This is a genomic window from Nonomuraea sp. NPDC049152 (assembly GCF_040648355.1).
Lineage (GTDB): Bacteria > Actinomycetota > Actinomycetes > Streptosporangiales > Streptosporangiaceae > Nonomuraea.
Window position 1 is genome coordinate 147066 of the sequence record NZ_JBEZDO010000007.1, and the last position, 22348, is coordinate 169413.

General features: G+C 67.2%; 20 protein-coding genes and 1 pseudogene. 12 read left to right on the forward strand and 9 right to left on the reverse strand.

From position 1 onward, the window contains the following. The first annotated feature begins 59 nt into the window (after positions 1–59). The 5 genes from AB0B45_RS15620 to AB0B45_RS15640 all read left to right on the forward strand — a co-directional run bounded on the left by AB0B45_RS15620 (position 60) and on the right by AB0B45_RS15640 (position 10144). Entirely contained in the window at positions 60–1592 is a 1533-nt protein-coding gene (locus AB0B45_RS15620) for a TIGR02677 family protein (protein WP_358130639.1), read from the forward strand. Further along, positions 1592–3004: a DUF2398 family protein gene (locus AB0B45_RS15625; RefSeq protein WP_358130640.1), complete on the forward strand. Its 1413-nt coding sequence runs from the start codon at positions 1592–1594 to the stop codon at positions 3002–3004. The genes AB0B45_RS15620 and AB0B45_RS15625 overlap by 1 nt, the downstream gene beginning before the upstream one ends. Next, positions 3001–7278, forward strand: a complete 4278-nt coding sequence (locus tag AB0B45_RS15630; RefSeq protein WP_358130643.1) for a TIGR02680 family protein — start codon at positions 3001–3003, stop codon at positions 7276–7278. Before AB0B45_RS15625 ends, AB0B45_RS15630 begins: the two co-directional genes overlap by 4 nt. Next, complete coding sequence (locus AB0B45_RS15635) at positions 7275–8564, forward strand: TIGR02679 family protein (RefSeq protein WP_358130646.1); 1290 nt, start codon at positions 7275–7277, stop codon at positions 8562–8564. The genes AB0B45_RS15630 and AB0B45_RS15635 overlap by 4 nt, the downstream gene beginning before the upstream one ends. A gap of 656 nt (positions 8565–9220) precedes the next feature. After that, a complete protein-coding gene (locus tag AB0B45_RS15640) occupies positions 9221–10144 on the forward strand; it encodes an SAM-dependent methyltransferase (RefSeq protein ID WP_358130649.1) in 924 nt (307 codons plus the stop codon). 190 nt (positions 10145–10334) lie between these two features. Here the strand turns inward: AB0B45_RS15640 and AB0B45_RS15645 are convergent. Further along, positions 10335–10433, reverse strand: a pseudogene (locus AB0B45_RS15645) (DNA-binding response regulator); the annotation flags it as partial. 176 nt (positions 10434–10609) lie between these two features. Here AB0B45_RS15645 and AB0B45_RS15650 point away from each other — a divergent pair. The 4 genes from AB0B45_RS15650 (at position 10610) to AB0B45_RS15665 (ending at position 14707) form a co-directional block, all read left to right on the forward strand. Beyond that, positions 10610–11647 carry a tripartite tricarboxylate transporter substrate-binding protein gene (locus tag AB0B45_RS15650; RefSeq protein WP_358130652.1) on the forward strand — a complete coding sequence of 346 codons (1038 nt, stop codon included), beginning with the start codon at positions 10610–10612 and terminating at the stop codon, positions 11645–11647. 1 nt (position 11648) lies between these two features. Continuing rightward, positions 11649–12110 carry a tripartite tricarboxylate transporter TctB family protein gene (locus AB0B45_RS15655; RefSeq protein WP_358130655.1) on the forward strand — a complete coding sequence of 154 codons (462 nt, stop codon included), beginning with the start codon at positions 11649–11651 and terminating at the stop codon, positions 12108–12110. Between the two features lie 20 nt (positions 12111–12130). Then, on the forward strand, positions 12131–13636 hold the full coding sequence (locus AB0B45_RS15660; RefSeq protein WP_358130658.1) for a tripartite tricarboxylate transporter permease: 1506 nt from the start codon (positions 12131–12133) through the stop codon (positions 13634–13636). A gap of 75 nt (positions 13637–13711) precedes the next feature. Continuing rightward, positions 13712–14707, forward strand: a complete 996-nt coding sequence (locus AB0B45_RS15665; RefSeq protein WP_358130661.1) for an NUDIX domain-containing protein — start codon at positions 13712–13714, stop codon at positions 14705–14707. A gap of 11 nt (positions 14708–14718) precedes the next feature. Here AB0B45_RS15665 and AB0B45_RS15670 read toward each other — a convergent pair whose 3' ends face one another. Beyond that, positions 14719–14871 (reverse strand): hypothetical protein, encoded by a 153-nt coding sequence (locus AB0B45_RS15670; protein ID WP_358130664.1) that lies wholly within the window; start codon positions 14869–14871, stop codon positions 14719–14721. A gap of 133 nt (positions 14872–15004) precedes the next feature. Here AB0B45_RS15670 and AB0B45_RS15675 point away from each other — a divergent pair, with 133 nt between their 5' ends. Beyond that, positions 15005–15604, forward strand: a complete 600-nt coding sequence (locus AB0B45_RS15675; RefSeq protein WP_358130666.1) for a PepSY domain-containing protein — start codon at positions 15005–15007, stop codon at positions 15602–15604. 25 nt (positions 15605–15629) lie between these two features. Continuing rightward, positions 15630–15764: a hypothetical protein gene (locus AB0B45_RS15680; protein ID WP_358130669.1), complete on the forward strand. Its 135-nt coding sequence runs from the start codon at positions 15630–15632 to the stop codon at positions 15762–15764. A gap of 163 nt (positions 15765–15927) precedes the next feature. Here the strand turns inward: AB0B45_RS15680 and AB0B45_RS15685 are convergent, their stop codons facing one another. The 7 genes from AB0B45_RS15685 to AB0B45_RS15715 all read right to left on the reverse strand — a co-directional run bounded on the left by AB0B45_RS15685 (position 15928) and on the right by AB0B45_RS15715 (position 21734). Beyond that, on the reverse strand, positions 15928–16131 hold the full coding sequence (locus AB0B45_RS15685) for a hypothetical protein (protein WP_358130671.1): 204 nt from the start codon (positions 16129–16131) through the stop codon (positions 15928–15930). A gap of 250 nt (positions 16132–16381) precedes the next feature. Further along, entirely contained in the window at positions 16382–16828 is a 447-nt protein-coding gene (locus tag AB0B45_RS15690) for a DoxX family protein (protein ID WP_358130674.1), read from the reverse strand. Positions 16829–17114: 286 nt separating this feature from the next. After that, entirely contained in the window at positions 17115–17621 is a 507-nt protein-coding gene (locus tag AB0B45_RS15695) for a flavin reductase family protein (protein ID WP_358130677.1), read from the reverse strand. 61 nt (positions 17622–17682) lie between these two features. Further along, the gene (locus tag AB0B45_RS15700) at positions 17683–19026 is read right to left on the reverse strand and encodes an LLM class flavin-dependent oxidoreductase (RefSeq protein ID WP_358130680.1); all 1344 of its coding nucleotides are present in this window, start codon (positions 19024–19026) and stop codon (positions 17683–17685) included. After that, complete coding sequence (locus tag AB0B45_RS15705) at positions 19023–19931, reverse strand: ABC transporter permease (RefSeq protein WP_358130683.1); 909 nt, start codon at positions 19929–19931, stop codon at positions 19023–19025. Before AB0B45_RS15705 ends, AB0B45_RS15700 begins: the two co-directional genes overlap by 4 nt. After that, positions 19924–20718 carry an ABC transporter ATP-binding protein gene (locus AB0B45_RS15710; RefSeq protein WP_358130686.1) on the reverse strand — a complete coding sequence of 265 codons (795 nt, stop codon included), beginning with the start codon at positions 20716–20718 and terminating at the stop codon, positions 19924–19926. Before AB0B45_RS15710 ends, AB0B45_RS15705 begins: the two co-directional genes overlap by 8 nt. Next, positions 20715–21734: an ABC transporter substrate-binding protein gene (locus tag AB0B45_RS15715; RefSeq protein WP_358130688.1), complete on the reverse strand. Its 1020-nt coding sequence runs from the start codon at positions 21732–21734 to the stop codon at positions 20715–20717. The genes AB0B45_RS15710 and AB0B45_RS15715 overlap by 4 nt, the downstream gene beginning before the upstream one ends. A 305-nt stretch (positions 21735–22039) precedes the next feature. Between AB0B45_RS15715 and AB0B45_RS15720 the strand changes: the two genes are divergently transcribed. Next, the gene (locus AB0B45_RS15720; protein WP_358130691.1) at positions 22040–22339 is read left to right on the forward strand and encodes a hypothetical protein; all 300 of its coding nucleotides are present in this window, start codon (positions 22040–22042) and stop codon (positions 22337–22339) included. Positions 22340–22348: the final 9 nt, after the last annotated feature.

The window sequence follows — 22348 nt, forward strand, 5'->3', positions numbered from 1 at the left end:
CTCGGTGACAGCCGCTGTGTGCACAGGTGGATACTCCGGTTAGTGGGCGGGAGTGCTGAATGACGGAGCGTAAGGCTCTGGACCTGGACGCGCTGGCGGTCAGCGACCGCTTCAGGCTGTTCAATTTCACCAGGCGTGACGATCATGTGGCCTACCTTTGGGTGCTGCGGGCGATGGATCGCCTGCGCGAGGTGCATCAGGTTCAGGTAGACGCCGACGAGGTGGCGAACGCTCTGGCCGAACTGGCACGGCTTCATGATGAGGTGCCCACCATCGATGGGAATTTACGGAATCGGCTGGACGCCCTGTACGACGACGGGGTGGTTCACCGGTTCGACGATGCTTCGCGGGCGGGAAGCCTGGTCCGATACCGGAACCGCCAGTCGGTCTATCAGTTCAGCGAACTCGGGTACTGGGCCTACACGTCGGTCGAAAGTCTGCTGGCGGCTCGGATCCAGGATGCCAACCTGTCGCGGCTGGTGTTCTCTGACATCCTGGAGGATCTCAAGGCGCTTGCGGCGGCCAACCTAGCCGGTGAGGGAGAGCAGGTCTATCGCCGGTTGTCGCGTCTGGACTCAGTGATGGAGGACATGGGGCGTCGTTCAGCGCGTTTTCATGTGATGCTGGGTGAGATCATGCGGTCGACAGACAACTCACCCGAGACGTTCCTAAGTCACAAGAACGCTCTGTTGACGCACATGACGGAGTTCACGGCCGAACTCGATCGTTACCTTCCGCGTCTATACCGGGCTGTCCGTGAGGTTGAGGAGACGGGGCTGGCCACGCTGTTCGATCGCGCCGCAGAGGCGGACGAGCGGCCGTTCATGGATCACGAGGAACGGCTGGAGGAATGGCGGCGGCGTTGGGCCGCGTTGCGGGCCTGGTTCGCTCGTGACGGCCAGCAGGAGTCACGCGCGGCTGAGTTGCGGTCGGCCACCCGGGTCGCTGTGTCAGGAGTGATTGCGCTGCTGCGGCAGATCACCGAGGTGCGGCGTAGCGGTGTCAACCGGGCTACCCAACTGCGGCATCTGGCGGAGTGGGTGTGGGGTGCACCGGATGAGGGCGCGGCGCATGCGCTTATGGGAGCGGCGTTCAACGTGCGTTCGGCGCGCCATCTGGGCGCGGCCCACGATGATGACGAGCAGATCTCGCCTCGGGCGACCTGGTGGGATGCGCCAGGGGTGGAGGTGTCGGTGACGTTGTTTCGCAGCGGGAAGTCCCCGACGACGGGTGTGCCCGCCCCATTGCGAGGTAACGCCGGTGCGCAGCGTGAGCTACGTCGCAAGCAGGCCGCAGAGCGGGCGGCCGAACGCGAGGCCGTCGGTCATCTGGCCGTGGCGGGCGTCTACGGCAAGATCCTTGACGATGCCGAGACCAGGGTGCTGCTCAAACTGATGACCAAGGCCCTGGAAGGACGTACGGTCGTGGCCGGACGGTTGAAGAGGGCGTCCGGCACGAGCGACGTCATGATGATCCGCCTGGTCCCGGCCGAGGGCGGTAGCGCGATCTGTACGTCACAAGGAGTGCTCCACCTGCCGGGATTTCGGGTCGAGCTCCAAGAGCGGCCTCGGGTCGGCAGGGGGAAGTCCTGATGGAGCGCCCGCAACCGGCCCGCGATGTCCAGCCCAGTGATCTGGGTTCTTACCAGCATGCCGTACGTCGTGTCCTGACCTGCGACCTGATCACTGAGGAGCGACCCCGGCCCGGAGTGCTGGAGCAGGTGCTGCGATGGGCCGATGAGATGGCCCGCGACTTCCGGGAACTGCTGGACTATTCGCTGATCGCCACGACGCACCATGTCCGGCTGGTCCGCCGGCTCGATCTGCTGGATGCCACGCAGCGGTCGGTGTTTTCCAGAAAGGGACGGGCGTTCGACCGTCGCCGGCTGTCCTACTTGTGCCTGGTGCTGAGCTCGTTCCAGCGTTCCCGTGTCGAGATCAGCCTGGCCGATCTGATCCGGATCTTTACTCCGCTCGCCAACTCGATCGAGGGCCTGGGATTCGATCCGACCGTTGGTTCCCATAAGGCCGCGATTGTCGACGCCTTGGGCTGGCTGGTGGACCGTGGAGCGTTGCATTTGTCGGATGGCTCTCTGGAGTCATGGGCCCGCGACACCGAACGTGGTGACGCACTGTACGACGTCGACCACGACATCTGCGGGGCGCTCTTCAAGCCGGCCCGCCCGCTTCAGCACCTCACCAGCGCTGCCGGGTTGCTCCATGAACCATCGGTCGTTGGTTCGGTCTCACGACGAGATGACGTTGTTCGCCGAGCCCGTCGGCTACTGGTCGAGTTCCCGGTCGTGTACTACGCCGATGTCGAGCCCGAAGTTACTGATGCGCTCCGGACCGCTGGCCTCGCCGACGATCTGGCCCGTTTCACCGGCCTTGTCGTGGAGCGGCGCGCTGAAGGCGTCATGCTCGTCGATTCCGGCGGGTCCTTCACCGATCGGCCATTTCCTGGGCGAGGCAATGCGGTGAGTCGCGCGGCGGGATTGCTGTTGGCGAAGATCGCCGATCTCCTGGAGGATCGAACGCACATTCCGGCTCGCTTGCCCACGCCCACACGTGCCGATGATCACGCTGAGCTGGTGAGTCGGGTGGATACAGGACTTCCGGATGAAGGAGTGGTGTCCGAGCTCGCCTGGACCGCAGCTTCGGGCACGACGGCGCACGCCGAGGATGGTCGACACCAGGCCGATCAGGCCGAGGTGCCGCTGGTGGAACAGAGCTTGCTCGACGCGATGATCGAAGAGCTGTACGAGGAGTTCGGTGCCACCTCGTTCACCGCGACGTGGCAGCAGGATCCCCAGGGACTACTGCGGGCGGCGGTGGCGTTTCTCGCAGATTTGATGCTGGTGCGCCCTATTCCCGGTGGCGTGCTGGTCCTGCCCGCGGCATTCCGGTACCGCAACATCAGGGCGGCCCTGCCTGTGCAGGAGCAAAGCGGGCAACTGCCCCTCGATTTGGCCGATCCGTCTGCCGATGACGAGGAGAACCGATGACGTCACTGAGCGCCCGGTTCCGGCCCAGCCGCGCCGGTGTGATCAATGTCTGGGACTACGCGGATGAGGAATTCGTCTTCGCGGATGGTCGGCTGGTTCTGCGGGGACACAACGGCTCGGGCAAAACCAAAGCCCTGGAGGTGCTTTTCCCCTTCATCCTCGATGGTGTGGCCGATGCCCGACGGCTCGACCCGTTTAGCGGGGAGAACCGTACGATGAAGTCCAATCTGCTCTACCGCAGGCAGGACGCCGAGTACGGCTATGTGTGGATGGAGTTCGCCCGGTCGGTTGCCGATCTACCGGCGGCCGAGACCGTCACCTTGATCATCGGAATGCGTGCCCACAAGAACAAGGATGGTGTGCGGACCTCATTCTTCGTCACCCACCAGCGCCTCGGCGTCGACTTCGGACTACTGGCTCCCGATTCGCGGCCGCTTACCGAAAGGCAGCTCAAAGCGGTTCTCGGGGGAAAAGCCTACTGTGACAGCGCCACGGCCTACCGGGGCAAGGTGGACGCCCGGCTGTTCGGACTGGGGCGGGAACGCTACACCCAGTTGCTGGATCTGCTGTTGGCGCTACGTCGCCCCCTGCTGGCCAAGGACCTGGATCCAGGCAAAGTCTCGGCCACACTGACCTCAGGCCTCAGCCCAGTGGATGAGGACCTCGTCAAGCAGGCGGCACGCGACTTTGAGAACCTGGCGGCCGTCCAGAAGCAGTTCGACGACTTCACCACCGCGGACAGCGCCGTGCGCGCCTTCCTCCTTGACTACACCCACTACCTACGTACGCACACCAAGGCCAAGCTCACTCGCGTCCAGGGCGAGATCGACGGCACGGTGGCGCACGCCCGTACCGTGGCGAGCGCTATGGCCGAACTGAACAGGGCCACGAAAGCCCGCAGGCAGGCGACCCAGGCCAAGGAGCGGGCACGTGCCGAGAAAACCGGTCTTGAGCGCCGCCTGACCGTCCTCAAACAGGACGACACCTACCGGACTCAGAGCGAGATCGAGCTCCAGCGCCGCCAGATCGCCAAGACCGCTGAGGAGATCACCAATGAACAGCGGAGGCTGACCCAAGGTGCCCAGCATCTAGAGGACCTTGAGCAGGAGGCGGGGGCCCTCGCCGACCGGCTCGAAGGCATCCGTCAAGCCATCACACGGCACGCGACGGAGTTGGTGGAAGCGGCAGAACGGGCAGGCATCACCCACGACGGCGACGGCCCGGTCGACACCGGTGAGGATCTGCTCACGACGACTCACGCACGCAGCACCGCACGGCGAGGGGACATCTCGCAGATACGCAGCCACATCGCACAGGTCGAAGACGCGGAGAAGGAACGCCGACGAGCCGAGACCGACCGCGGCAAGGCGGAACAGACCGTCACACAACGAGAACGAGACTGCCACGATGCGGACGCGGCGCTGGAACGTGCCCGACGGGAGGCCCACGACCACCTCACCAACTGGGCCGCCCGCTGGACCCAGACCGACGACACGGTGGCAGAACACGGCGACGTCGAAGCACTGCGTGAGGCAATCTGCAGCCTTGGCCAAGTCGGTGCACCGACGCTGGCAGAGATCTTCAACGAGCGAACCGCGGAACGCCACGCCCAGACCGTCCGAGCTGCCGAACGCCTGAGTAGCCAGGCCCGCGACTTGGACACCGAGCTTGAGCGCCTGCGTCATGAGCGGGACGAGATAGCGGCTGAGCGGGACGACGCGCCGCCCGCCGATGACCGGCGCACTGCCGACCGTGACGGACGACCCGGGGCACCACTGTGGCGGCTTGTACGGTTCACCGACAATGTAATCTCTGGCGAAGCCGCCGGGATCGAGGGCGCGTTGTACGGGGCCGGGCTCCTCACCGCCTGGGTACACCCTGATCCAGCGCTCACCAGGAACGCCGTGAACGCCGCTGAGGCAGACGGCTATCTGATCCCGCTATCGATGGAGCGGCGCCCGGCGGGGCCGACCCTGTCCGACGTCCTCGCCCCCGAGGAGCAGGACCTGGTGGCGGCAGACGTCATCATCGAAATACTGCGCTCCATCGCCCTGGGCGAGGAGCTTCTCAGCTCCGCACAGGCTCCAGCGGTGACCACGAAGGCACAGTTCAGCGTCGGCATTCACCTGGGTGCTCGGCCCAAGCCGTCGCCCGAGTACATCGGGGCCACCAATCGGGCGAACCGGCGCAAGGCCCGGTTGGCCCACTACGACCAGCTGATCAACCAGGCCCAACAGCAGTTGGAGGCCATCCAGGGAGAACTGCGGCGAACCAACGGCCTCCTGCAGAACTTCGGACGCGCTCGAGTGGATCTGCCACCCACCAAGCCCGTCCTCAAGGCCGCCGCGCGGGTAGCCGAAGAATCCACACGGCTAGCCCTCGCACGCACCCAACTGGCCGAGCGACAGCAAACCTTCGACACCGCTGTGGCGGACGTCGACGCCAAACGTCGGCGGCTGCGTCAGGTCGCCGCGGAACGCAGCATGCCAGCGATGGCCGAGGACGTTGATGCCGTCGAGCGCGCGGTCGATGACTTCGTCACAACGGCGCAGCTCCTGCAGAGCGGCCGAGACCAGGCCAAGACCGCAGAGCAGGACCTGGCCGCCCGCCAAGCGGCGATCGCCCGGCAACGCGCCCAGCACACAGAGGACACCGCCGCCCTGCAGGCCAAACAGGAGGAACACGCCGCCGAAACCGAGGAACTGAGAGCCCGAGAGGAGGCCCTCGACGCGCCCCTTCAGAAAGTGCTCGCACAAATCAGCCAGACCGAGCAGCGACTCGGCACTGTTCGCACCGCGTACGACAAGTACGAATCCACGGCCTCCCGAGAGCACGACGCGGTGATCAGCGCGCAAGCCGATCTCAAACACGGGCGGGACGCACTCGCCACGGCGTTCGGTCACCTCTTCGAACACACCAGGTCGTTCGCACCGTACGCGCAAAGCGACCTACGAGGGCTGATGGGCGTCAGCGCCACCGCCCCCTGGCCGGCCGACACCGTCTGGCCCACCCCGCACGAGGCGGTCGAATCCGTGGCGAACGCCATGCGTGCAGGGGCACCCGAGACACAGCCGGATCTCGGCATCCTGGTCCGCCGGGCAGCACTGCCCAGCGACATCAACAACCTCCTCACGGCATTTGACACCCAAATGGCGGAGGTCCGCGCCGTCAGCGAAAACGCCCTGAAGAACGCTGCAGGCCAGATGTCGACTGCATTGCGCACGTTCCAGGATGCCCTCGATGCCTGCACCGAGGACTACCGCCTAGATCACGACCCCACCGGCGTCGTCATGGTCTACGTCAGCGACGAAGGCGGACGCAACCCGATTGCCGTCTTCGCCCGCCGAATCGCCGACCGTGTCGAGGAACAGGGCATCCTCTTGGAGGAGAAGGAGCGCACCGTACTGGAGGACGAGCTGCTGACCGGGCTCGCCCAGCAGATCCACGACCGCGTCCGCACCGCCCGCGACCTGGTCAAGGGCATGAACGACGACACCAGGTCCAGGCCGATGTCCTCCGGCACCAAGATCGGTATCCGCTGGATCCGCTCCGACGATCTGGACGGCAAACAACTTGCGGTATCACGGCTGCTCGACCGCGACGCACACGGAATGGGCCCCGCGGGCCTGGCCGAGCTTCGCGGCCTACTCAGGGAGATGATCCGCGACTACCGGGCCGGGCACCCCCGCGTCACCTACCAACAAGCGCTGGCCCACGTGCTCGACTACCGAACCTGGTACACCTTCGAGCTGATGCTCGCGGTACCCGGTGAGAACGACGTGAAGCTCACCAAGGCCAAGCACGAACAGATGTCCGGCGGCGAGAAGTCGGCCGCCATCCACCTGCCACTCTTCGCCGCCGCCAACGCCCTCTACTCCTCCGCCAGACCCGCCTGCCCACGCATGATCGCCCTCGACGAGGCGTTCGCCGGCATCGACGACCGCTACAAGCCCGAGCTACTGGGGCTCACCGTCAAGTTCGACCTGGATCTGTTCATGACCGGCCACGACCTGTGGGTGCATTACGACTCAGTCCCGATGGCCGCCCACTACGACATGCACCACGACAAGAGCGCCCACGCCGTCTCCGCCATGCTGATGCTCTGGGATGGGGAACAGACCATCGACGCCGACGCCGGGTTCGCCGGCAACGACGGACTGGCCGAGGAATTGCTCGGCTTCCGGCCCAGCCGCCGAACCCCCGCCTCCACCGACGGCACGCTCCTGGAGTCGCTCGCCGAGGACCAAGACCCCGACGAGGAGGAGAGCGAGTGACCACGCACCTGAAGGCCGTCGCACGCTACCGAGGGTCCGAATACCGCCGCCTCTTCTCGGCGGCAAGGCGCTCCCTGGAACGAACCGGCTGGGACCTGAGCGGAACGATCGGTGTCACCAATCCCGACGAGGCCGAACGCAACGCGATCATCGGAGTCACCGGCCGATACCACCGCTCAGGCATCAAGCGCATCGAGATCACGCTGAGTGAGCTGGACGCCGCCGTACGCACCGCCACCGGACTCAGCCTTACCGAGCTCCTCGCACAGATCGGCCCCAAGCTGGCCGACCGGCCCGCCGAGGCGGCCAAAGACGCCGCCTCCCGGGAAGAAGCCCTTCGCCCCGCCTATCAGAGCTCACTCTATGAAGCGGCTGACTGGTATCGGACCTGGCTCAACGAGCTCAGCCGAGACGGCACCTTGACCAAGCTGCTCGCCCAGCGGGAAACCGTGTACAGCGTTGCCCAGGCCACCAGGGTTCTGGAGTTCATGGAGAACCGCCCAGAGTCGAGCGCTCCCATCACGCTTCCTGGGCTGGCCGCTGCCGTCACCCACAACACCAAGGCCCTCAACCACGGCACCAGCCTGTCCACACTCGTCATCCGAGCGCTCGCGACCCGCGCAGGCATCCCGAAGCCCACGACCGCGGAAGAGCGTCGTGATCTGTGGGACCGCTTCGATGTCATGCTCGATGACCTGGCCAGCCGGGTCCTGGTGCTCAATCTGCCGGCGGACGGCACCGGACTAGGAGAGTGGCTCACGGGCGCCGCCCGCTTCGGCACACCGTTCTACGTCACCCTCCACCAAATTATCAACCACCCCATCACGATCGCCGCTCCAGTCGTCTATGTCTGTGAGAACCCGGCTGTGCTACGTCGAGCAGCCGGCGAACTCGGCCCGAAAGCAGGGCCCCTTGTCTGTACCGAAGGGCGGCCCTCAACCGCATTCCACCGGCTCGTGCGAACTATCGCCGCAGGCGGCGGTGAACTGCGATATCACGGCGACTTCGACTGGCCCGGAATCGCCATCGCCACCAATGTATTCGAGCGCCACGGGGCACGCCCCTGGCGTATGTGCGCCACCGACTACCTCGCCGGTCTCACTACAGGTGACGACCACGTCAAGCTCGCGGATCGTCCACTCCCCACACCATGGGATCCCGGACTCTTTCACGCCATGCGCGCACATGGCAAAGCCGTATACGAAGAGGCCGTCGCAGATCCACTCCTCGCCGACCTGCAAAGACCAGCGCAGATCTGTCCCTCCATCAAGATGACATCTGGCTGAGCGTCCTCGAGTTCACCAGCCGCGCGGCTGTCCATACGCCCGCGATGCGCGAGTGTCAGCATTGCTAGCGCACTCTCATCCGTCGCAGCGCCAGCTCATACATGTGTCGATATGACACGACAGCCGCGATACCGGCCACCGGCGCCACCGAGAAGGTGGTCGTCCATCGAATCAACGCATCGGCAGAAGAGGACGAGAGGATTCGGGCTCTCATTGCTTCCCACCGCCTTTGGTCACCTCGGCGCGGGCCTCAACGATGAGGCAACCACGTGATACCGCATGTAGAGCCGCCGAAGATTTGATGCGTGCCCTGCCGGGGGCGCACAGTTGATCAGGCGTTTCGCCACCTGACCTGCGGTTTCTCAGCCCTAGGTCTTTTGCTTGCTAGGCAGCCGTATGCCACCGTGGGCCGCCCTACGCCATCACCCACGGAATATAAGCGGAATGATCTGCCCGCCAGCCGAACTGAGCCGTTCATCCGGTACACAGCGGCTCAGACTCGATTGCAGCCTCCGACCTTCCGTTCCCGCGAGTCAACCCACACCCCGCGAAACTAGAGCGAAGATCGCCCTGGTTCCCCAGACATTCCAGCACTGGGACAGTTGCTCCGGGAATGTCCCAGTGCCGGACTCGTGGGTAGGGGTCCCGTCATGCGAATGATTGTCTTCCGACTGATCCAGGTCGTCCTCTCACCCCTGGCGGTCATCGGTTCGTCGGTCTGGGGTCTGTCGCTGATCAGGCAGGCGCGGCGGACCGGGTCCTCGGCCACGGTGCTCGCGTCGTGCTATCCGAGGTGGATCCTGCACCACCTGCGCCAGCGGTGGGACGCGCCATGCGTGCGGATGATGAAGGTGCTGCCCACACCGGTCCGGCTCGGCCTGCGGTACGGGACGATGCCGACGATCGTCGCCCACGCCGTGACCGGCTACGTGCCCAAGCCCTATCGGTATCCGTACCAGGGCCAGCCGCCCATGATCCATCAACCGGTGGCGCGCACGACCTTCCACGACCAGGCCCTCGCCCGGCACCTGCCCGAGGTGGAGCAGTTGGTGGTGCTCGGCGCCGGGTTCGACACGCGGTCCTACCGGTTGCCTCCAGGCGCCGTGGTGCGGTGCTTCGAGATCGACACCCCGGGGACCCAGCGGGTGAAGCGCGAGGCGCTGGCCAAGGCAGGGGTGGAGGCGGGACATGTCACGTTCGTGCCGGCGAACTTCGAGGAGGAAGACTGGTTCGGCAGGCTGGTCGAGGCGGGCTTCGATCCGGGCAGGCCAGCCTACTTCCTGTGGGAGTCGGTGACGATGTATCTGGATCGCAAGGCCGTCGAGCAGACGCTGCGCAGGATGTCCGCCCCCGGCAGCGTGGTGGCCTTCGACTACTTCACGACCGTGATCCTGCACAGCAACGACCCCTACTCCGCCTATGCGCGCTGGGCGGCCGACCGGATCAAGGAGCCGTTCAGGTTCGGCATCGACCAGGGGGATGTGCCGGGGTTCCTGGAATCGTGCGGGTTGCGCGTGGAGGAGCAGCGGTCCTTCAACCAGGATCCGGTGATGGCCGGGTTCGTCACCGCGACGGTCTGAAGGTGATATCTGGGTCTACGTCCGATGGTCGAGTCCTGATCGAGCCGTCGTGTACGCGTCACGGCCGACTCGGTCTTGTGCCAGGTGTGCCAGGGGGTTCTGCCCGCTGGAGAACCCAGTGACCTTGCGAAGGGACCGCCTGACGCGCGTGCACGCCGACCCGGTTTGGGGCGGCACGCGCGGCCTCCGCGGCGGTGGCGATGCGGTGGACCTCGAAGCCCGCCTGGGCCAGGACGGTCACCAGACCCCGCGCCACGCGGTCGTCATCCTCGATGATGGTGATCCGCATACCGGCGGATTGTACGGCCCGGATCGACGCTCGCCTCAGCCCTTCAGTTCTTGGGATTCTCCTGACATCCGGCGCATTCCTTGGGATTACTCTGACACCATCCGCGTCCTTTCCAGCCGAGACTGAGGCCGAGCACTCACCGAGACACGCGCATGCGCTGACGAGGAGGCCGCGATATGAGAACGACCAGCAGGTACCGTGCCGCCGCGCGGATGATCGCCGCGATCGGCGTCGTTTCGCTCGTCGCCGCCTGCTCCGGCAACGGAGGCACCACCGGCGGAGGCACCACAGGCGGAAGCGGCGCCGGAGGCTACCCGGACCAGAACATCACGTTCGTCGTGCCGTTCAGCGCCGGCGGCCCGACGGACACCGTCACCCGTATGATCGCCGAGCCGATGGCCGCCAAGCTCGGCGCCAAGCTCGTCGTCCAGAACGTCGAGGGCGCGGGCGGCACGGTCGGCGCCGGCGAGGTCGCGCGGGCCCAGCCCGACGGCTACACCGTGCTCATGCACCACATCGGCATGTCGACGGCACCCGCCCTGTACAAGAACCTGGGCTACAAGCCGCTCGAGAGCTTCGAGATGGTCGGGCTCGTCACCGAGGTGCCGATGACGGTCGTCGCCCGCAAGGACTTCGCGCCCGCGACGCTCCAGGACCTCGTGACCTACGTGAAGGCGAACGCCGGCAAGGTCACGCTGGCCAACGCCGGCATCGGCGCCGCATCCCACCTGTGCGGCCTGCTGTTCCAGACCGCCGCCGGCGTCAAGCTCCAGGAGGTCCCGTACGAGGGCACCGGCCCCGCGCTGACCGACCTCGTCGGCGGCCAGGTCGACTTCATGTGCGACCAGACGACCAACACCAGCGGCCAGATCTCCGCGGGTGAGGTGAAGGCGTATGCGGTCACCACGCCGGAGCGGGTGAAGAGCCTGCCCGACCTGCCCACCACGGCCGAGGCCGGGCTTCCCAAGCTCCAGGTCAGCGTGTGGCACGGTCTCTACGTCCCGGCCGGCACGCCGCAGGAGGTCGTCCAGAAGCTGTCCGAGGCGCTGAAGGTGGCACTGGCCGACCAAAAGGTCATCGACCAGATGGCCAAGCTCGGCACCGCGCCGGTCCCGGCCGAGGACGCGACCCCGCAGGCGCACCGGGCCAAGCTCCAAGAGCAGCTCGGCACCTGGGCGAAGGTCATCGCCGACGCCGGCGTCAAGGCCTCCTGAGGTGGAGCGCCGCCGGTCCTTCCCTGACGTCCTCGCCGGGGGAATCTTCGTCCTGATCGGTGGCGCGTTCGTGGTGGGGTCGCTCGGCTACGAGCTGGGCACCCCACTGCGGATGGGCCCCGGCGCCTTCCCCCTGCTGGTCGGCGCGACCGTGGCCGCCCTGGGCCTGGCGATCGTCGTCAAGGGACTCATCGCCGGCGAGGTGATCTCGTTCGGGCCGATCCCCTGGCGCGCGGTCGTCTTCATCGTGCTCGCGGTCCTGTTCTTCGGATTCACCGTCCGGGGCCTCGGATTCGTACCGACGTCGGCGGTGACCGCCCTGTTCACCACGCTGGCCAGCTCGCGCGTACGGCCGCTCACGGCCGTGGCCGTGGCCGCCGGGCTGACCGTGGCCGGCACGCTCATCTTCGTCGTCGGACTTCAGCTGCGGATCCCGCTATGGGGCCCGTGGCTAGGGTTCTGACGCGGCATCCGGATTGAGGCATGGACCTTCTCGACAACCTCGCGCTGGGCTTCTCGACCGCCCTCCTGGTCCAGAACGTCTTCTACTGCTTCGTGGGAGTGCTGCTCGGGACGGCGGTCGGTGTGCTGCCTGGCATCGGTCCGACGGCGACGGTGGCGATGCTGCTGCCGATCACGTTCAGCTTCGAGCCGGTGACGGCGCTGATCATGCTGGCCGGCATCTATTACGGCGCACAGTACGGCGGATCGACGACCGCCATCCTGATCAACCTGCCCGGTGAGTCGTCGGCGGCGGTCACCGCGCTGGACGGGCACGAGATGGCCCGGCAGGGCCGGGCCGGCGCGGCGCTGGCAGCCGCTGCCGTCGGGTCCTTCATCGCGGGTACGGTGGCCACCGTCGCGCTGGCTGTCGCGGCCCCACCGCTGGCCCGCGTCGCGTTGAAGTTCGGCCCGGCCGAATACTTCTCGCTGGTGCTGCTCGGCCTGATCGTGTCGATCACGCTGGCGCGTGGCTCGGCGCTCAAGGCACTGGCGATGATCGCGCTCGGCGTCCTGCTCGGCACTGTAGGCCAGGACATCTACACCGGCACGCCCCGGTTCGTGTTCGACCAGCGCGAGCTGTACGGCGGCATCGACTTCGTGTCGGTCGCCGTCGGCATGTTCGGGGTGGCCGAGATCCTGCGCAACCTGGAGAACGAGGAGACCCGCATAGCGGTCATCAGCAAGGTGAAGAACCTCTGGCCGACCCGCGAGGACCGCCGCCGGATCGTCGGCCCGATCCTGCGGGGTACCGGTCTCGGCGCCGCGCTCGGCGTCTTGCCCGGCGGTGGCCACGTGCTGGCCTCGTTCACCTCGTACGCCGTCGAGAAGCGGATCTCGAAGCGGCAGCAGGAGTTCGGGCGCGGCGCGATCGAGGGCGTCGCCGGCCCCGAGTCGGCCAACAACGCCGCCGCACAGACGTCGTTCATCCCGCTGCTTACCCTGGGTCTGCCCGCCCACCCGGTGATGGCACTGATGGTCGGCGCGTTCATCGTCCACGGCATAACCCCCGGCCCGAACGTCATCACCGACGAACCGGCGCTGTTCTGGGGCCTGATCGCGTCGATGTGGATCGGCAATGTGCTGCTCGTGCTGCTGAACCTGCCGCTGATCGGCATCTGGGTGCGCATGCTGCGCATCCCGTACCAGGTGCTGTTCCCGATGATCATCCTGTTCGCCGCGATCGGCACATACTCCCTGGGGTTCAACGCGTACGACGTCTACGCGATCGTGTTCTTCGGACTCCTGGGCTACATCCTGATCAAGTGCGGCTGCGAGCCGGCGCCACTGCTGCTCGGCTTCGTCCTCGGACCCCTGCTTGAGGAGAACCTGCGGCGGGCGCTCATCATCTCCCGCGGCGACGCGTCGGTCTTCCTGACCCGGCCCATCTCCGCGGTGCTCCTGGCCCTGGCCGTGGCAGCGCTCGTCGTCGCCGTCCTGCCGACGATTCGCAAGCGCCGCGAGGTCGTGTTCACGGAGGAGGAATAGGAATGTCGATCCCGCACACCGTGGAGACGGCCAGACGTGTGAATCCTGTCGGCCGTGGCGCGTATCGTCCCCACCGTGCCTGACGTGATCGCTCGTCCCACCGCCCGCATCCTGCTCGTCGACGACCACCATCGGATCCTGCTGTTCCACGGGCAGGGGCCGACCAAGAACCCCGATTCTGCCTGGTTCACCCCCGGCGGCGGCGTCCAGGAAGGCGAAGACCTCGCGGTGGCCGCGGCTCGCGAGTTGCGTGAAGAGACCGGCCTCGAGGTCAACCCAGAGTCTCTCGGCCAGGTGGTGGCGACCAGTGAAGGCCATTGGACCGCACATGACGACACCATCTACTACGCCACGGACAGCTACTTCCTCCTGCGCGTCCCCGAACTGACCGTCAACATCGAGAAGATGGAGGAGCTCGAACGCTCACTGCTCAACGCGTACCGCTGGTGGAGCGTGGACGAGCTCAAGGCGAGCACCGACAGGCTCGTCCCGATGAACCTGCCGACCCTGCTCGAACCACTGGTCAAGGGTGAGCTTCCTGACGAGCCGATCGTCATCGCCTGGCACCGCCCCGCGCCGGTCGTTCGGGTCGCCGCCCGTGTCATCCTCGCCGACGCCAAGGACCGTGTCCTGCTCTATCGGGCCCCGCGCGCCACCAGGAACGGTGGCCATGCCTGGTTCACCCCCGGCGGCGGCCTCCACCCTGGCGAGGCGCCCGCCGCTGCGGCCGCCCGTGAACTGCACGAAGAGATCGGACACCGGGTCGACCCCGACGTGCTCGGCCCGGCCGTGGCGTTCAATGCCGGGTTGTGGGTTCGCGACGACGGTGTCCTCATGCGCTCCGAGCACCACTTCTTCTTCCACCGCGTCCCCGACCTGGAGATCAACACCTACGGCATGGAGGACTACGAGCGCTCCCAGCTCGACGCCTTCCGTTGGTGGGGTCTGGACGAGTTGCGCGCCACGACCGAGCAGATCCTCCCCTTCCACCTGCCCGACCTGATGGAGCGCCTGCTCAACGCAGACATCCCGACCGAGCCGGTCTTCATGTCCTGGGATCGGCCTGACTGATCCCCTCGGAATCACTCCACCGAACCGACCGACACGGCGCTGACCGGAATCTCCAGAAACGGCACCACGGCCTGCGCCAACCCGGTGATCTTCACGTACGAGACACCGAGATTAGCTTCCCTGGAGCCTGCGGCTCGGATCGGGACGAAAGACCGCAGCTCCACGCTCGATCCAGGCCACGACCCGCCCCGGCCGGGCCGCGGGTGAGGCGGGATGGCCGACCACCCGACAGGGGTCTGGACCAACTTGTCCGACTTCCGGGCGTGCCTTTATGGAGTTTCGGGCAGCGTCCTCAGTATGAATGGTGGAAAGCGGACAAAGACCATCATCAGTGCCGTCTTCGCCTGCTCGGCCCTGCTCACGGCCGCAGCCTGCGGGAGCGCCGACACCCAGTCCAGTGCCGTCAAGGCAGCGCCCGCCGGGCTCATGTCACCATCCGGAATGCCGGCCGACCCCAGCCAGGAACCCGGCGGCATGGCGGACCTCGAGAAGGCCGGCGCCGCGGCAATGGCCGCCGTCGAGGGCTCCACGATCCTCTCGGTCCAGGCGGAGAACGACGGCCGACTCTGGGAGGTCCAGCTGGCCGAGCCCGCCGGCACAGAGCGCGTGCTGGAAGTGGACTCGTCAGGAAAGGTGGTCTCGGAACCCCGCGTCAAGGACACTGGCGAGGGGGAGAAGGCCAGGGTCATGGGCATCATCAAGGACGCCAAGATCACCTTCCAGGACGCGGTGGAGAAGGTGTCCTCCGCAATGCCGGAAGGTAAGATCACCCACCTGAGCCTGGACAGGTACAACAACGACATGCTCGTCTGGGACGGCGATGTCGTCTCCCCGGACGGCGCCTGGCAGGGGGTCAAGGTCGACGCCAAGACCGGCACCGTGACCAAGAACGGCTAGGAGAGCTGAGTTCGCGTTCACTGCCGTGGACCTGCGTGCCGTCGAGCAAAGCGGCTTGGAAGACGACCTTCAGCAGCCGCACCTCGCGCACGCCGCTGATGCGCTGGTCGCCAAGGGACAGCCGGTGATGACCACCGTCCGGGTCCCGTCAGCCGGGTGACGCGTGGATGTGACGAAAGCCGGTCAGGCGTCGGCCTGCCGCCCGTCGGAGCAACGGCCTGATGGCCAGGGGCTCGGCCAGCATCAGAGTCATCGCCGTTGACGGACGACCATGCCTTACATCCACATGCCCAGCGGTTCGGAGTACCTCTTCGCGGAGACTCTCATGGGGGCGAAATGAAGGCGCCGCAACGGAGAGCCCTGTGGGCCTCGGGATCGAAGGTGTCGCTGATCGGCTTCAGCTCGGCGTAGAACGTGTCCTTGGTCGGGTCTGCCGCCTCGAAGAGGGTGCCGTCGAAGGTGCCGGCAACGGCCAGTCCGAAGCTCACCATCGAATACGGGCCCGGGATCGGCCCGTCGGCCTCCACGTCCGCGGAGAAGTACAAAAGATGGGAAGTGCGCGTCCATCCAGCTTGCTGAGCCCGATCCTCAGTGTTCTGTCAGTGACATCATGCCCTCCCTGGTCGGTTGCCGCTGGCTGCGATCCCGCGATCGTCACGCTGGCGTGCGTCAGCACCGACTCGCTTCCCGCCGTTCCCGCGACGCCGCCTCGGATCTTCACCGATCCTGCGGTCCACCGGGAAGCTCGGACGCCTGGATGGAGGTAGGGCCGCCGGCTCACTTGTCGGCAAGACGACGTACGGGGATCACGAGGGCCACGATCGAGGTCAATTCGAAGCGCGCAGACGACCGCAGCCCCCGCGAGATCAACGTGAACACGGCGAAGGCGATCGGCGTCGCCACCGCCATGGATTGGTCGCCGGCCGCGAGGTGGGAGGCGGCCGCTCCGGTGTAGACGAAGAAGATGCCTGCGTACGCCCACTCCTTGAGCCCAGGAAAGCCGGGAACGATCAGCGTGAGCACGCCGAGCACCTTCCAGACGCCCAGGATGGCGAGCAGGTAGGCGGGGTAGCCGAGATGATCGAACGTGTCGAGGACGTAGGGCGTCCGCAGGAGGTCCCACCCGGCCCCGACCGCCGACTCGACGACGACGGGGAGCGTGGCAAGCCAGTAGACGCCGGTGCGGATCAGGATGGAGGTTCGGGGGGTGATGGTGATGCTCATGGGGTTCCTCTCCTTGTGGATCGTCACCTGGATGACGACGCGCGGCGGGAGAGTGTGACAGGCCCGTAGCGTGCGCCCGTGCTCCCTCGGATCGAAGGTGACGACGCGCGGCGGGAGAGTCTGACCGTGCGCGGGGGTGGTCTGGAGCCTGGGGGCCGCCGACGGCGACCGGCTCGAAGCCGGCCTCGCCCTCAGTCTGATCGCCCGGGTGGCGGCGGCCGTCGACGCTCCGGTCAGCGCTGACGCGGGCCCGCGCTCCTGCCACGGAGCGGCGGGCCCGGGGACGTCAGCGGTGGGCGGTGAAGCGGCCGAAGGCGCCCTGGTGGTACAGCAAGGGGCGACCGGGGTGGTGGACGTCCACCTCGGCGACCAGCCCCACGACCAGGATGTGGTCGCCCACGTCCACCTTCTCGTACGGCAGGCAGATCAGGTGCGCCGACACGTCCGAGAGCAGCGGCGCCCCCAGCTCCCCCGCCCGCCATCTGGTCGGCTCGGCGAACCGGTCGATGCCCTTGCGCGCGAACCGCGCCGCCAGCTCCGACTGCTCGCTGGTCAGCACGTTGACCGCGAAGTGGTCCGCCGTCGCCAGCCACGGCCAGGTCGTCGAGGTCCTGTCCACGTAGAAGGACACCAGGGGCGGGTCCAGGCTCACCGACGTGAACGAGGTGGCCGTCAGCCCGACGGGCACTCCCCCGTTCTGCGCGGTGATCACCACGACGCCGGCGGCGTGGACGGCCAGCGCCTGCCTGAACCGGTCGGCGCCCACCGCGCGGTCGGGCATCGTGTCGGTCATGAGGCCACCACCGCGTGGAGTTCCCGTTGGGGTTCGGCCGCGTAGCGCGACATGGTGTCGGTCATGAGGCCACCACCGTGTCGAGTTCCCGTAGGGGTTCGGCCGCGTAGCGCGACGGGGGGCGGGTCAGACCGTAGTTCTCCCGCAGCGTCCGGCCTTCGTACTCGGTCCTGAACAAGCCTCTGGCCCGCAGTTCGGGCACCACGTGGTCGACGAAGTCCTCGAGCCCTCTGGGCAGGATCGGCGGCATGATGTTGAAGCCGTCCGCCGCGCCGTACTCGAACCATTCCTGCAGTTCGTCGGCGATCTGCTCGGGCGTGCCCGCCACCACCCTGTGGCCGCGTCCGCCCGCGAGGCGGGACAGCAGCTGCCGCACGGTGAGCCGTTCGCGCCTGGCCAGCTCGACGACGAGCCTGCGCCTGCTCTGCGCCCCCTCGGTCTCGACGCTGACGTCGGGAAGCGGCTTGTCGAGGGCGTCCTCCTTCAGCTCGATGCCGATGAGGGTGGCCAGCTGGCTGAGCCCGTACGCGGGGATGATCAGGTCTTCGAGCTCCTGCTCCAGGCGGCGGGCCTCTTCCTCGGTGGAGCCGATGATCGGCGAGATGCCGGGCAGGACGAGCAGTTCCTCCTGGCGCCTGCCGTAGCCGCGCAGGCGGTTCCTGAGGTCGGCGGAGAAGTCGCGCGCCTCGCGCAGCGTCTGCTGGGCGGTGAAGACGGCCTCGGCGTAGCGGGCGGCGAAGTCCTTGCCGTCCTCGGACGAGCCGGCCTGGACCAGCAGCGGCCTGCCCTGCGGGGTGCGGGAGGTGTTGAGCGGCCCGCGGACGCTGAAGTGCGTTCCGGCGTGCTCGATCGGATGGATCTTGCCGAGGTCGGCGTAGGTGCCGCCGGCGCGGTCGGAGAGGACGGCGTCGTCCTCCCAGCTGTCCCACAGTTTGCCGACGACGTCGAGGAACTCGGTGGCCCTGGCGTAGCGCTCGGCGTGCGGCGGCCGTTCGATGCCGAAGTTGTGCGCCTCGGCCTCACCGGCGGAGGTGACGATGTTCCAGCCCGCCCTGCCGCGGCTGATGTGGTCGAGCGAGGCGAACTTGCGCGCCACGTGGAAGGGCTCGTTGTACGTCGTGGACACGGTGGCGATCAGGCCGATGTGCTCGGTGACGACGGCGAGCGCCGACAGCAGCGTCAGCGGTTCGAGTCCGCCGAGCGCGTTGTGCCTGACGTTGCCCCACAGGGCGAGGCCGTCGGCTAGGAACACCGAGTCGAGTGTGCCGCGCTCGGCGATCCTGGCGAGGTTCTGGTAGTGGCGGACGTCGGTAAGCCTGGACGGCTCCGCGCTCGGGTGGCGCCACGCGGCCTCGTGGTGGCCGACGCCCATGAGGAAGGCGTTGAGGTGCAGTTGTCTCGTCATGTGGTCCTCCAGGTCGAGAAGCGGCGCTCCACGCTGACCAGGAGCTGGTTGAACAGCAGGCCGATGGCGGAGATCGTGATGATGCCGGCGTACATGTCGTGGATGCGGAAGCTGGATTGCGAGGCCTGGATGAGGTAGCCGAGGCCCGCCTTGGCGCCGACCATCTCGGCGAAGAGCAGGACGAGGATCGAGTAAGCGCCCGCCAGCCGTACACCGGTGAAGATGGTGGGAACGGCGGCGGGCAGGATCACCTTCTGGAACAGCCGGAACGGGCCGAGGCCCATCGATCGCGCCGACTTGATCAGCAGGGGTTCGACGGTCTTCACGCCGCTGATGGTGTTGAGCAGGATGGGCCACGAGCAGGCGTAGAGGACGAATGTGATCTTGGTGGTCTCGCCGATGCCGAGGATCAGCGTGAACACCGGCAGCAGCGCGACCGCCGAGGTGTTGCGGAACAGTTCGAGCACGGGGTTGAGGAAGGCGGCCACGGGCCGGTACCAGCCGATCGCCAGGCCGAGCGGGATGGCCAGCGCGATGGCCAGGGCGAATCCGGCGAACGAGCGCAGCAGCGAGGCGCCGAGGTGCTCGCCTAGCTGGCCCGTGACCAGCAGGTCGTACCCGGCGGCCAGGTTCTCCGACAGCGGCGGCACGAACACCCGGTCGACGACGCCGGCTCGCGGCAGCGCCTCCCAGAGGGCGAGCAGCAGGATGATCGCGGCGGAACGTTCGACGGCCGTGGTCAGCGGTCTGGGCAGGCGAGGGCGGCGGGCGCGCAGGGGCTTCGGTGGCGGCGGCGGCTCCTCGGCCTCGGCGTCCTCGTCGGGCACGTCGTACCAGTACGGCTCGTCGGTTCCCTGCTCGTGCCCCCGCTCGATCGGCGGCGCCTTCGTCTCCAGCTCAGCCAACGGAGCTCGCCTCCTCGCGGCGGGCGGCGGCGACCTCGTCGCGCAGCAGGGTCCAGATGTGGTGGCGGTACTCGCCGAAGCGCGTCTCGGCCCGCAGATCGCCCTCGCGGGAGCCGAACTCGATGGCGAGCGTCTCCTTGATGCGTCCGGGGCGCGAGGTCATCACCGCGACCCGCTGGCCGAGATAGACGGCCTCGTCGATCCCGTGCGTGATGAACACGATCGTCTTGCCGGTCTTCTCCCAGATGTGCAGCAGCTCTTCCTGGAGCGACTCGCGGGTCTGGGCGTCAAGGGCGGCGAACGGCTCGTCCATCAGCAGCACGTCGGGGTCGAAGGCCAGGCTGCGCGCGATGGCGACGCGCTGGCGCATGCCGCCCGACAGCTCGTGCGGGTAGCGGTCCTCGAATCCGGCGAGCCCGACCAGGTCCAGGTAGTGCCTTGCCCGCTCGGCGCGTTCCTTCTTGGGTACGGCCTTCGCCTCCAGGCCGAACTCGACGTTGCCCGTCGCCGTCCGCCAGGGGAAGAGCGCGTACTGCTGGAAGACGATCCCCCTGTCGAGGCCGGGACCCGTGATGGGCACGCCGTCGATGAGGATCTGTCCCGAGGTCGGCCGGGTCAGGCCCGCGATCAGGTCGAGCAGCGTGGACTTGCCGCAGCCGCTCGGCCCCACCAGCGTGAGGAACTCGCCCGCGCGGATGTCGAGGTCGATGTCCTCCAGCGCGGTGAAGGGCCGGTCGGAGTCCCTGATCTCGAACACCTTGCCCACGTTCTGGATGGCGATCTTCATGAGGCGCTCCCGTCGGCGTAGGGGTTGTAGGCGTTGGTGAAGAGGTCGGACACCTTGACCTGGCCCGACTGGAGTTCGCCCTCGCGTTCCAGCCAGTCGATCCAGGTCTGGAACTCCTTGTCGGCGATCACGCCGCCCTTGCCCGCGATCCCCGAGCTCTTCCAGAACGTCACCGCCGTGGCGTCCTCGCTGCGCTTGCGCTTGGCGATGATCTCCTTGAAGGTGGCGACGACCTCCTGCTTGGGGTGGGTCTGCGTCCAGTGCACGGCCTTGGCGAACGCCTCGACGAAGGTCTTGGTGGTGTGGGGGTTGGCGGCGATGAAGTCGTCGCGCAGGACGACGGAGCCGGCGGTGAACGGCCCGAACAGGCCGACGTCGGTGAACAGCGGGCGCAGTCCTCCGCGCTGCAGCGCCTTGTCCTTGAGGATCCCGCCGAGCGTGCCCACGTCGAGCTGGCCCTGGCGGATGGCCTGCTCGGTGTTGACGGGCGGGATGACGACGAGCTCGACCTGCTTGATCTCCTCGGGCGTCAGCCCCTCGCGCTTGAGGTACTCCTTGATGACCGCCTCGTGGTGCGCGCCGAGGGTGTTGACGCCGATCTTCTTGCCGATCAGGTCGCGTGCGGTCCTGATCGGGCTGTTGTCGGCCACGTAGTAGCCGCTGAAGCTCTGCTCGTCGGCGCCGTAGTAGCCGATGACCGCCTTGATCGGCGCCTTGGCCGCCTTGAGCTTGATGATCGCGCCGTTGAAGGCGCCGCCGATGTCGGTCTGGCCCGTGGCGACCGACTGGATGTCCTGGGGGCCGCTGGTGGTGTTGCCGACCCACTTGAGCTTGAGGTCACCGAGGTAGCCGAGCTCCTGCGCGAGTTCGGGGAAGGTGACCGCGCCCGCGTTGCCCTGGTAGCGCAGCTCGGTGGTCTCGGCGCCGTCCTTGGTGGCCGCGCCTTGGGCCGACGCGCAGGCGGCCAGGGCGGCCACCAACAGGGCGTACGGCAGGGCATGTCTGATTGTGGTCATGGGGAGTGTCCTCACGAGAGCACGGCGTCGCGCCGGAGGGCGGGCACGCCGGAAGAGAGTTCGTCGGTGGGTCGCGCGGGCGTCTTCGGCCACGCGAGAGGGAACGGCGAGTGATCGGCTCTGTGATCAGCGACACTGCGCGCTGGCGACGTGGCCGTAGTCCACGTGCGGGCGCCTGGTCAGGTAGTGGCCCTGCCTCATACCTGTGAACCTACGCGCTCGAGCGCCCTAAGTAAATATTTCCTACTGGTTTTACATGAATAATTACCCATTGACCTTGTAGGGATTTGGGGGATGCTGGACCCATGGCACTCTGGACCCCCGATCCCACCTTCCACCCCTCGCCCCGAGACGCCGCCTCCGCACCGGCCGAGCGCCTGGCCTACGTCGCGACCTTCGACCGCCGCGTTTTCACCGGCCTCCAGACGGGGCATGCGGGACATGGGGGACACGCGGTCTCCGGGAGCCTCGTCGCGGGGGCGGTCGCGCTGGTCGTCTTCGAGGTCGTGGGCCTGACCGTGCTGCGCAGGGCATGGTTCGACACCGACAAGATCTGGGCCGTCGCGCTGGTGGGCGCGGGCGTGCTCACTCTCGCGCAGGCATAGGGAGGATCC